13 protein-coding genes are annotated in these 10361 nt (G+C 64.2%); 9 read left to right on the forward strand and 4 right to left on the reverse strand.

What is annotated here, in order from left to right; all coding sequences use genetic code 11:
- Positions 1-746: 746 nt before the first annotated feature.
- Positions 747-947 carry a ribbon-helix-helix protein, CopG family gene (locus DBR22_RS16435; RefSeq protein ID WP_104999716.1) on the forward strand — a complete coding sequence of 67 codons (201 nt, stop codon included), beginning with the start codon at positions 747-749 and terminating at the stop codon, positions 945-947.
- A complete protein-coding gene (locus tag DBR22_RS16440; protein ID WP_108599903.1) occupies positions 944-1312 on the forward strand; it encodes a type II toxin-antitoxin system death-on-curing family toxin in 369 nt (122 codons plus the stop codon). Before DBR22_RS16435 ends, DBR22_RS16440 begins: the two co-directional genes overlap by 4 nt.
- A 345-nt stretch (positions 1313-1657) precedes the next feature.
- Here DBR22_RS16440 and DBR22_RS16445 read toward each other — a convergent pair whose 3' ends face one another.
- A complete protein-coding gene (locus DBR22_RS16445) occupies positions 1658-2536 on the reverse strand; it encodes a helix-turn-helix transcriptional regulator (protein ID WP_108599904.1) in 879 nt (292 codons plus the stop codon).
- 173 nt (positions 2537-2709) lie between these two features.
- On the opposite strand from DBR22_RS16445, the gene DBR22_RS16450 reads away from it, so the two are divergent.
- The 4 genes from DBR22_RS16450 (at position 2710) to arsA (ending at position 6930) form a co-directional block, all read left to right on the forward strand.
- Positions 2710-3261: a cyclophilin-like fold protein gene (locus tag DBR22_RS16450; protein WP_108599905.1), complete on the forward strand. Its 552-nt coding sequence runs from the start codon at positions 2710-2712 to the stop codon at positions 3259-3261.
- 45 nt (positions 3262-3306) lie between these two features.
- Positions 3307-4563, forward strand: a complete 1257-nt coding sequence (locus DBR22_RS16455) for an MFS transporter (protein WP_258229252.1) — start codon at positions 3307-3309, stop codon at positions 4561-4563.
- Positions 4564-4765: 202 nt separating this feature from the next.
- Positions 4766-5158, forward strand: a complete 393-nt coding sequence (gene arsD / locus DBR22_RS16460) for an arsenite efflux transporter metallochaperone ArsD (RefSeq protein WP_108599906.1) — start codon at positions 4766-4768, stop codon at positions 5156-5158.
- Between the two features lie 8 nt (positions 5159-5166).
- Complete coding sequence (gene arsA / locus DBR22_RS16465; RefSeq protein WP_108599907.1) at positions 5167-6930, forward strand: arsenical pump-driving ATPase; 1764 nt, start codon at positions 5167-5169, stop codon at positions 6928-6930.
- A gap of 80 nt (positions 6931-7010) precedes the next feature.
- Here arsA and DBR22_RS25260 read toward each other — a convergent pair whose 3' ends face one another.
- The 3 genes from DBR22_RS25260 to DBR22_RS16480 all read right to left on the reverse strand — a co-directional run bounded on the left by DBR22_RS25260 (position 7011) and on the right by DBR22_RS16480 (position 8756).
- On the reverse strand, positions 7011-7307 hold the full coding sequence (locus DBR22_RS25260; protein ID WP_375134979.1) for a GNAT family N-acetyltransferase: 297 nt from the start codon (positions 7305-7307) through the stop codon (positions 7011-7013).
- Positions 7308-7539: 232 nt separating this feature from the next.
- Positions 7540-7890, reverse strand: coding sequence for an ArsR/SmtB family transcription factor (locus tag DBR22_RS16475; RefSeq protein WP_108599908.1), 351 nt, complete (start codon positions 7888-7890; stop codon positions 7540-7542).
- 125 nt (positions 7891-8015) lie between these two features.
- Entirely contained in the window at positions 8016-8756 is a 741-nt protein-coding gene (locus tag DBR22_RS16480; RefSeq protein ID WP_108599909.1) for an aquaporin, read from the reverse strand.
- Between the two features lie 45 nt (positions 8757-8801).
- Between DBR22_RS16480 and DBR22_RS16485 the strand changes: the two genes are divergently transcribed.
- From DBR22_RS16485 to DBR22_RS16495, 3 genes are all read left to right on the forward strand, one after another.
- Positions 8802-9476 carry a metalloregulator ArsR/SmtB family transcription factor gene (locus DBR22_RS16485; protein WP_108599910.1) on the forward strand — a complete coding sequence of 225 codons (675 nt, stop codon included), beginning with the start codon at positions 8802-8804 and terminating at the stop codon, positions 9474-9476.
- 136 nt (positions 9477-9612) lie between these two features.
- Positions 9613-10035: an arsenate reductase ArsC gene (locus DBR22_RS16490; RefSeq protein ID WP_108599911.1), complete on the forward strand. Its 423-nt coding sequence runs from the start codon at positions 9613-9615 to the stop codon at positions 10033-10035.
- 7 nt (positions 10036-10042) lie between these two features.
- On the forward strand, positions 10043-10361 hold a 319-nt coding region (locus tag DBR22_RS16495; RefSeq protein WP_181365217.1), incomplete at its 3' end, for an NAD(P)/FAD-dependent oxidoreductase.

Genomic DNA, 10361 nt, shown 5'->3' on the forward strand with positions numbered 1-10361 from the left:
CCTCGTAGGTGCACGCCGCTAGGCCGACGGGCCCGAGTAGTCCGACTGACACGATCGATGCCGAGGCTATAGCGCGACGTAGCAGCACGGACATGGAGGCCTCCAAGGGCGAACCTTTGTGCTGGGCACGTTACGCCCAGCCGTCAACGGCCACAAGGGCTAGGCACGGACTGCAGGCCGCACGCGAACAAGGACGGGTCGGCGGACGCAAACACATCATGACGGATGCCAAGATTCGTTCAGCCCGAAAAGCTCCTCAACCAGGGAACAACTCCGCGGGAGGTCGCCGACACCCTTGGAGTCTGTGTCCATACTTGTCTGCACTACCCCGGAATTCCGCGGGTGCCTGTGCAGTCGACTTCTGAAAACGACATCAGCTTCTGACAACGGCGGAGTTGAGCCCTCTAACAGGGCCATGTGAAGAGGACTTTTGACACCTGTGCAATCAGCTTCTGAAATCGACAGAATCTTGTACGCCCGATGGCCCGGGCGATTCTCGTAACTATGTCTCATAACTTCGTGGCCAAGATCTGGTACTCATCCTTGGTATGAGACAGGTGAGCGGGCGTCGGCTCGAGGGGATTAGAGCGAGGCCGGAAGTACATACTTCTGGGTTCAGCAGCGTCGCGTCTTGAAAAACAACAGAGCTTCCAAGACACCGAGACCCTGGGGTGAGTCTGGTCCAATTAGCGAGGCGTGCAGCCCAGTCAAGGGCGGGTACCGGTTTGGTACCATGAGGCATGGCTATGAATCTCCGTGTCCCTGAAGACCTCGATCGGCGGCTGGAGAAGTTGGCTGCCGAGGAACATACGTCCAAGTCCGCGCTTCTGTTGCAGGGCGCAGAGTTGGTTCTGCAGCGCCACGCGCGCCGACGTGAAATCAGCGCAGGTCTTGATTTTGTTATGAGTCATGACGCTGATCTGCTGAAGCGCCTTGAAGACGCGTGACAGCTTACCTGGACATTGAGGATGCACTTCAGGTAGTTGATCGGTACGGCTTCCATATCCGTGATGTTGGGTTGTTGGCCTCGGCATTGGCCAGGCCGGCTACGACTGTCATGGGCGCGGAAGCCTATCCGGAACTCGCAGTGAAGGCGGCAGCCTTGTTGGAGTCGGTCGCCCGGTTCCATCCACTCATTGATGGCAACAAACGGACGGCGTGGACGCTCATGGTGCTGCTGCTGTGGATCAACGGTTACGGGCATGACTTCACCACGGATGAAGGCTTCGACCTCGTCGTCGGAGTCGCCGCGGGCACTACCGACCTGCCGAACGCTGCCGCCGAGATTTCCAGGCATCTGGTGCCCCGGTAGTCCTCCAGCGCCCCGAAAGGGGGTGTGGACAATGTCCACACTTTTCGTCTCGTACTGGGCCAAACAGCCTTCGGACTGCCTCGGATTCCGCATGTTTTCGCGGGTTCCCAGTGTTTGCAGGGGCTGGAATTCAGTTCGAGTCCCACCTCGGGCACAGCATTTCCCCTCGTCAGAGGGGTTTTTCCTTAACTTGGACGAGCGCCGTGCCATGAAAGCCGTGCTTAAGCCCTGATCCTCAGTCCGACACGTGGAGTCGGGGGCCCAGGCATCCCGCCGCCCCTCACCCGCGAGTAGCACGCCCCGGGGTTGTCAGCATGTGGTGTTTCAAGCGGCTGCGAGCGCGTCCTATTGACTGACTTTCCGCCGTTCCTGCGGGTACTCCGTAGCCGCCCAGGAGGCGAGCAGGCGCATGGCTTCTTCCGAGGGGGAGCCCGGCTCGGCGGTGTAGATGGTCATGGTGAGGCCTGGCTCGGCGGCCATCTCGAGGCCCTCGTAGGCGATGGTCATCTCGCCCACGACCGGATGGCGGAAGACCTTGGCGCCGGCTCCGTGATGGCGGACGTCGTGCGAGCCCCACAGACGCCGGAACTCCTGGCTCCGTGTGCTCAGTTCACCGACGAGGTCATGGAGCTCCTTGTTGAGCGGATCCCGTCCGGCTTCGGTGCGCAGGATGGAAACGACCACCTCGGCCGCGGCGTCCCAGTCGGGGTGGAAGTCGCGGGCGCGCTCGTCGAGGAAAGTGAAACGGGCCAGGTTAGGTGACTGGCCGGGCATGTCGTACACATCCTTGTAGAAGGCGCGCGCGAGTGCGTTGACGGCTAAAAGGTCCATGCGTCCGTTCCGGACGAAAGCCGGTCCTGCGGTGACGGCGTCCAGCGCCCACTGGAGGCTGGTGTGCGGATTCCAGCTCTGGGAATTCCGGCGCTTGGGTGGCCTGGCTACGGGGCTCGCCGCGTGGGCGAGGTCGAACAGGTGGGCGCGCTCGGCGTCGTCGAGGTTCAACGCACGGGAAATCGCCTGAAGGATCTCCGGGGAGGCGCCGCTGATGGCACCGCGCTCCAGCCGTGTGTAGTACTCAACGCTGACCCCGGCGAGGGTTGCCACTTCACTGCGGCGCAGTCCAGCGACCCGGCGGTTGCCGCCGGCCGGCAGCCCGACTGCCTCGGGCGAAATCTTGGCACGCCGTGAGGTGAGGAATTCACGAACGTCTGCACGGTTGTTCATGAATCCACCCTAGGCGCGCATCCCGGAATGAAGGAGACCCTCCGGGTACCCCCATTAGCGGTCACCGCTGTGAGGGTCCCTCCCGGTACCTGTAACAACAGGGGCTCCCTCCCGCCGTCGCGGGCTGCTTTGCTGGAATGAACCGAACATTGCCTGGGAAAGGACAGTCTGCCATGCGAATAAAGAAGCAGACCATGGTAGTGATCACCGCGCTGGCGATCTTCCTTACCGGGTGCAGTACCGCTTCGGACAGCCCGGCCTCAACGACCACGGCCGGCGGTAACACCGTCCCGGCAAGCACGGCGACGGCCTCGCAGGAAACGGCCAGCCCGGAAGGAACAGAAACGATGACAGCAAGCGAGAACCAGGACGACACTCCGATCACCATCCGGATTGACGGCCGGACCGTGAACGGAACCATGTCAGGGAACGCGACCGCCCGCTCCCTGCTCGACCAGCTTCCCCTGACGCTGTCCTTCAGCGAATTCGGCGGACAGGAGAAGCACGCAGAACTACCCAAGCCGCTGTCACTCGACGGCGTTCCAGCCGGCGATGACGCTGATCCGCTGACGATCGGGTACTACGCCCCAGGCCAGACTCTCGTCCTCTACTACGAACATGTGGGGCATTACGAAGGGATTGTGCGGATCGGAACGTTTGATGACCTCGCGGCAGTCCGTGACCGCAGCGGTCGTTTCGATGCCACCCTGAGCCTCAGAGACTGAGCAGCCACCCGCCAATCCCATCCCCACAGAAGAACGGAACCATTCTTGACTCGCGCAACCCTTCAGGATGACGCCCGCGAAACACCCGCGGACAGCCTGCGCCACGAAAACCTCGGCACCTTCGAAGACACACACTCTCATTCTTCCGCCCGGGTACACCGGTTCCCGTGGGCGGCCCTGCTGATCATGGCACTGATGGGGTTCCTGCTGATCGCGACCGAAACCATGCCGGCAGGCCTGTTGCCGCAGATTGCCGCAGGGCTGGACGTTACCGAGGGCACCGCCGGGCAGTTCGTCAGCGCCTACGCCCTGGGAACCGTCGTGGCAGCGATGCCTGCGGTCGCCATGACCCGGGGCATGCGCCGGAAGCCTGTTTTCGTAGTCGGGGTCCTTGGCTTCCTGGCCGCGAACCTTGTCACGGCGTTCTCCACGGACATCGTGCTTTCCCTGGGAGCGCGGCTCCTGGCCGGTGCATTCTCCGGCCTGCTGTGGGGCATGCTCGCCGGTTACGCCCGCCGCATCACCGCTCCCGAACATGCCGGGCGCGCACTGTCCGTTGCATCCGTTGGCACTCCGGTGGGACTGGCAGTGGGGACGCCGTTCGGTTCATGGCTGGGCACCACATTGGACTGGCGTTGGTCCTTCGGTGTCCTCTCCATCCTTACGGTCCTGACCGTCCTGCTTGCAGTTTTCCTGGTGCCGGATGCGCCCGGCCAGCGTGCCGGGACACGGGTGCCCTTGGTGCGGGTCCTCCGCATTCCCGGCATCGCGGTGGTCCTCGCCGTCATTGTCAGCTGGATGCTTGGACACAACATCCTCTACACGTACATCGGCTCCTACCTCCGCACGGCCGATCTTCCTCTCCAGGTCGAGGCTGCCCTGGTGGTGTTCGGAGCGGCGGCCATTGCCGGAATCCTCCTCACCGGTGCAGTGATCGACAAGGGCCTTCGGCGCCTGGTCCTGCTGAGTATTGCCTCCTTCGTCCTGGCCGGCGGGGTCTTCATCGTCGGCCACGCCTCAGCGGCGGCGGTCATTGCCGCGATCGTGCTGTGGGGCATCGCCTTCGGTGGGGCGGCAGCCCAGCTGCAAACAGCAATCAGCGCTGCCGGCCGGGACAACGCCGACGTCGCCAACGCGATGCTCGGCGTGGCCTTCAACCTGGCGATCTTCGCCGCCGGCGTGGCCGGCGCGGTGGTGATCAGCACTTTCGACGGGTTGGTCCTTCCGGCGGTGATGGCCGGGCTTGCCGTCATCGCGCTCATCATCGCCGTTGCGGGACGCCGCACCGCCTTTCCCACTTAATCAAGTCAGGAGAACCCAAGAACCTAACGCACAGGCCAGGCCTGGTCAACGCCCGCCAGCACTTTCCTGCATCGACGATTATCGATATGCTGGGTGAGGTCCCGGCCACGCTGGTTAATCCCTTGGGGGGGGCAGCTTGTAGGAGTGGGGCTCTGTGTTTCGGCATCGAATCTGAACCACCACGAAAGCCAAGGAGAACCGCATGCCTGCCATCCGAATCTACGAATCCGCCCTCTGCTGTGACACTGGAGTCTGCGGCCCTGACGTGGACCAGTCCTTGGTGGATGTGACAGCGGATGTGCGGCACCTCAAGGGCCTCGGTGCAGACATTGCCCGCCACAACCTCGCCCGCGAACCTACCGCTTTCGCGGAAGATGAAACGGTCCGGGGATTCATGAACCTGGTCGGATCCAGGGGCCTGCCGCTCACTATCGTGGACGGCGTTACGGTAGCCACCGGGACTTACCCCAGCAGGGGACAGTTGCTGACTTTCGCCGGACTCGGCGAAGCCGCCGTTGAACCGCAGTCCCGTCCCGAACTTGGCCTCAGCGAAAAGTCCGGCGGCTGCTGCGGCGGCTCAACGAGCTGCGGCTAGGTCCCGGCGTGCAGTTTCTTCAGGACGCGCCCCGGTTCCTGTTTTTCACCGGCAAGGGCGGAGTGGGCAAGACCTCTGTGGCGTGCGCAACAGCGCTCACCCTCGCAAAGTCCGGAAAGAAAGTATTGCTGGTCAGCACCGACCCGGCATCCAATGTGGGGCAGGTCTTCGGCGTGACCATCGGCAACACCATCACGCCACTTCGGGATGTGCCGGGCCTTTCGGCGCTGGAAATTGACCCGGAGCAGGCAGCCGAGGCGTACCGGGAACGGATCATCGCACCCGTCCGGGGCCTGCTGCCCGAGTCTGAGCTGGTCGGCATCGCTGAGAGTCTCTCGGGCTCGTGCACCACGGAGATCGCCTCCTTTGATGAGTTCACCAACCTGCTCGGCGATGACAGTTCCTACGGGGAGTATGACCACATCGTCTTTGACACGGCGCCGACGGGTCACACGATCCGGCTTCTTCAGCTGCCTGGTTCGTGGACCGATTTCCTGGCGGCTGGCAAGGGGGACCCCTCGTGCCTGGGCCCGTTGTCCGGACTGGAGAAGCACAAGCAGGTGTATGCCAAGGCGGTCCAGTCCCTCACGGACCCGGCGAGGACGCGGCTTGTCCTGGTCAGCCGCGCGCAGACATCATCACTGTCCGAAATTGAGCGGACCTATCTCGAACTCAACCAGATCGGGATCGGCGGTGGTTACGTTGTGGTCAACGGTGTCCTGCCAGAGGCCGCAGGGGAAGAGGATCTGGCGCGGGCGTTGCGCGCCCGGGAGGCTGCCGCCATCGCGGCCATTCCCGGGGCGGTCGCCTCACTTCCGCGCGACATGTTGGATCTGAAGCCGGGCAACATGGTGGGCATTCCGGCACTCGAGTCCCTGTTCACGGCCACCTCCGGCGCGGACATCACTGATGACGCCGCCCTGGTCTCCGAGGTGGAGGACGCTCCGCTGGCCGCGCTGGTGCACGAAATGGAGCTCAGCGGCCACGGCCTCGTGATGTGCATGGGCAAAGGCGGCGTTGGAAAGACGACTGTCGCTGCCGCGATCGCGGTCGCCCTGGCCAAACGCGGGCACGAGGTGCACCTGACCACGACTGATCCTGCAGCCCACCTCACGGAAACACTCCATGGTTCCATTCCGGGCCTGACGGTCTCCCGCATCGATCCGGAAGCGGCCATCGAGGAATATCGAAGCCATGTGATGGAGACCAAGGGCAGGAACCTGGACGATGACGGTCGCGCTGCCCTCGCCGAGGACCTCTTGTCGCCCTGCACCGACGAGGTGGCCGTGTTCCGGCAGTTCTCCAAGGTGGTCCAGGAATCCCGCCGGCACTTTGTTGTGATCGACACGGCACCGACCGGCCACACCCTGCTGCTCCTGGACGCCACTGGGTCTTACCACCGTGAGATCGCCCGCCAGGTCGGCGACACCATGGGATTCGTGACGCCCCTGATGCGGCTTCAGGATCCGGCACAGACCAAGGTTGTTGTCGTCACGCTGGCCGAAACGACACCGGTGCTCGAAGCCGAAGAGCTGCAGGGTGACTTGAAACGGGCAGGAATCCACCCGTGGGCCTGGGTCATCAACAACTCGATCGCCGCGGCGCATCCGGAGACCCCGTTCCTGCAGGCCCGCGCCGCGAGCGAAATGGAACAGATCGCGACAGTGCGCACCCTGACCGGCCGGCTCGCGCTCATTCCGCTCCTGCCCGAAGAACCCACCGGTGAAGAAAAGTTGTTGGCCCTGACCGCACTCAGCTCCCAGCCCGCCTGACGCGGTTCCTGCCCCCGGCGTCGCGTGTGCGTCGGGGGTTGGGATCCTGCGGTCGCGGCGTCGGCTCCCTGGGACTACGTTCACTGCCGCGGTGTTGGCAACGCAGGAACTAGAGAACCCGCGTGCGACGTTCGATCAGGACCAGCAGGACCGTGGGTCATCCGGGCTATCTTTTCCCGCAGGCCCACCACCTTGAAGCCGTGGGCAAGGTGTAGCCCCATGCTTGGCTCGTTCTCCGGAAAAACGCTCGCCTGGATGGTCCAGATGCCCCCATTTTCGGTCGAGTCGACCAAGGCCTGAAGCAGGAGTGTTCCGATCCGCCGGCCGCGTGTCGCTTCGGAAACGTAGATGGAGTGCTCGACGACGCCGGAGTACACCGGGCGGGCGGAAACGGCAGAACAGCCGCCCAGCCTAGAATCCCGCCGGCGGACTCCTCCGCCACAAGTCGGTGTGAAGGAAGCCGCGAAGCGTTGAAGCCGCGCCAATCCGGTGCCTCGACCTCGAACGTGGCCTGACCCGTCGTGATTCCTTCGGCGTAGATCCGCTTCACCTCGGGCCAATCGGATTCCCGCAACGGCCGGACAGTGACGTCAGGTGCCGAACTCTGGCTCACAGGGACGTCAGCAGGCCGGCCGTCTGCTCCAGGGCGCCCGGGACCAGAGAGTAGTAGGCCCACGTGCCTCGCTTCTCGCGATGCAGCAGTCCGGCGTCAACCAGGATCTTCAAGTGGTGGGAGACAGTGGGCTGGCCAAGGTTCAGCGGTTCGGTGAGATCGCAGACGCAGGATTCACCGGAAGCGTCGGCTTTGACAATGGAGAGCAGACGCAGCCGGTTCGGATCAGCCAGCGCCTTGAATACCAAGGCTTTCCGCTTCGCCTCCTCGGCGCCCAGGGCGGGCGCTCCCGCCGGAGCGCAGCAGGCTTCGTCCGTGACCGGCTCAAGGAGAGGCAGTAAGTCCATGTACCCATTATGCCGCAACATTGATAAGCATCAATGTTGTGCTGCGGTGCTTTCGAAGGGGGCGGCGGTCCTGTGCGGGTCCCTTCCGGTGGCGTGCGAACAGTCGACCAGGTGCCGGCGCGGGGCTAGGGGCTGGTGGTGTCGGAGCTGTGCGGGACAACGACGTCGTCCGCCGCGCGGGCCGCTGAGGGGAAGAGAGTGAGGAGGAGGCCAAGTCCCACCGCCGCACCGATAAGCTGCGCCATCACGAAGCCGGGAACAGAGGCCGGGGCGATGCCGGCGAAGGTGTCACTGAAGATTCGGCCCACTGTCACGGCCGGGTTTGCGAACGACGTCGAAGACGTGAACCAGTAGGCGGCGCCGATATAAGCGCCCACGGCCGGGGCCGCGAGGACACCCCGCTTGGTGGCGGCCAGGGCGAAGATCAGCAGGACGAGGCCTGCGGTGGCGACGACCTCTCCCAGCAGGTGCCCGCTGGTGGCACGTTCCTTGGCAGAGATGGAGGTGCCCACCTCGAACATGGCATTTGCCACAACGCTGCCGCTGATCGCACCAACCGTCTGCGCCACGATGTATGCACCAAGTTCCGGCAGGCTCAGTCCGGTGCCGCTGCGCCGGCCCAGCACACAGTCCACCAGAGAGACCACAGGGTTGAAATGAGCACCGCTGACAGGCCCGAATACGAGGATCAGGACCGTCAGGCCCAGCAGCGTTGCGGTGCTGTTCTGGAGCAGTTGCAGGCCGACGTCGTTCGGGGAGAGCTGCGCGGCGGCGATCCCGGAGCCGACCACGATCATCACGAGCAGACTGGTGCCGAGCAGCTCGGCGACGGCGCGGCGCCACAGCGGCGGTTGTTGAGAAGTCATACCAACAGCTTGACGCAACATATTTACTCAGTCAAAATTGAACCAATGAAAACTGACCCAGTAGAAGTCTTTCGTGCGCGGGTCGCCAGGCATGCGGCCCTCGCAGACCCCGCACGGCTGCGCATCGTGGACCTGCTGACCCTGGGAGATCTTTCCCCCACGGAGCTGCAGGCCGAGCTCGGGATGCCGTCGAACCTGCTGTCCCACCACCTGCGCACGCTGGAAGATGCGGGACTGGCAACCCGGCACCGCTCGGAGGCGGACAAGCGCCGCAGCTACATCCGGCTCGCCGCCGGGGCGCTGGACGGACTGGCTCCCGGTGCCGAACACGGAGCCCGCCGCGTCCTCTTCGTCTGCACCCGTAACAGCGCCCGGTCCCAGCTGGCCGTCGCGCTCTGGAACCAGGTCAGCGGGATCCCCTCAACCTCCGCGGGAACACACCCCGCTGACCGCATCGCCCCGGGCGCCATTGCCGTCGCCCGCCGCCACGGCGTCGCTCTGGCGGATCTTCCCCCGCGCCGGCTCGATGAAGTAGTCCACGCTGATGACTTCGTCGTGACCGTGTGCGATAACGCCCACGAGCAAATCCCCAACCTGGCCGGGATCCACTGGTCGGTTCCGGATCCGCTCCGATTGAACACCGGGGACGCTTTCGAGGGCGCCTTCACCGACATTGCCCGCCGCGTAGGTGGCCTCGCCCCCCGCCTGCACGCAGCCTAAAAACCAACACCCCACCCATATTGACAAGTGTCGATATATTGATCGATACTTCATGCATCGACAAGCATCAATGTAGTCAGTAGGCGGGTGCGGGACGAAAACCCCATCATTACCAACTGATTCCAGGAGAAACCCCGTGAGCACCGAAACCGCCAAGAAGCCCTCCGTCCTGTTCGTCTGCGTCCATAACGCTGGCCGATCCCAGATGGCCGCCGCCTTCCTCACCACCCTTGGCAAGGGTGGGATCGAGGTCCGCTCCGCCGGCTCGCAGCCCGCGGACAAGGTCAACCCGGCCGCCGTCGAGGCCATGGCCGAGCTCGGCATTGACATGTCAGCCGAGATCCCCAAGGTCCTCACCACGGAAGCGGTGAAGGAATCGGACGTGGTGATCACCATGGGCTGCGGCGACGAATGCCCGTACTTCCCGGGCAAGCGTTACGAGGACTGGGTGCTGGAGGACCCTGCCGGCCAGGGCGTGGACGCCGTCCGCCCGATCCGGGACGAAATCAAGACCCGCATCGAAGGCCTGATCGCATCCCTGACCCCCGCAGCCAAGTAGGAGCTGAATCATGACCGAACAGCTGATCATCATAGGGTCCGGCCCGGCCGGCTACACGGCGGCCATCTATGCCGCCCGTGCAGGACTGGCGCCTCTGGTCCTGGCCGGATCGGTCACCGCGGGCGGTGCGCTGATGAACACCACCGAGGTGGAGAACTTCCCGGGCTTCCCCGGCGGGATCCAGGGCCCTGAGCTGATGGACGGGCTGCAGCAGCAGGCCGAGAAATTTGGCGCGAAGGTGATGTTCGACGACGTCACCGAAGTGACGCTGAAGGGGCACCTCAAGCGCGTGGTCACCGGGGCCGGTGAGGCGTACGAGGCTCCCG

Origin of the sequence: Arthrobacter sp. HMWF013 (assembly GCF_003061105.1) — a bacterium.
In the GTDB taxonomy this organism is placed as follows: domain Bacteria; phylum Actinomycetota; class Actinomycetes; order Actinomycetales; family Micrococcaceae; genus Arthrobacter.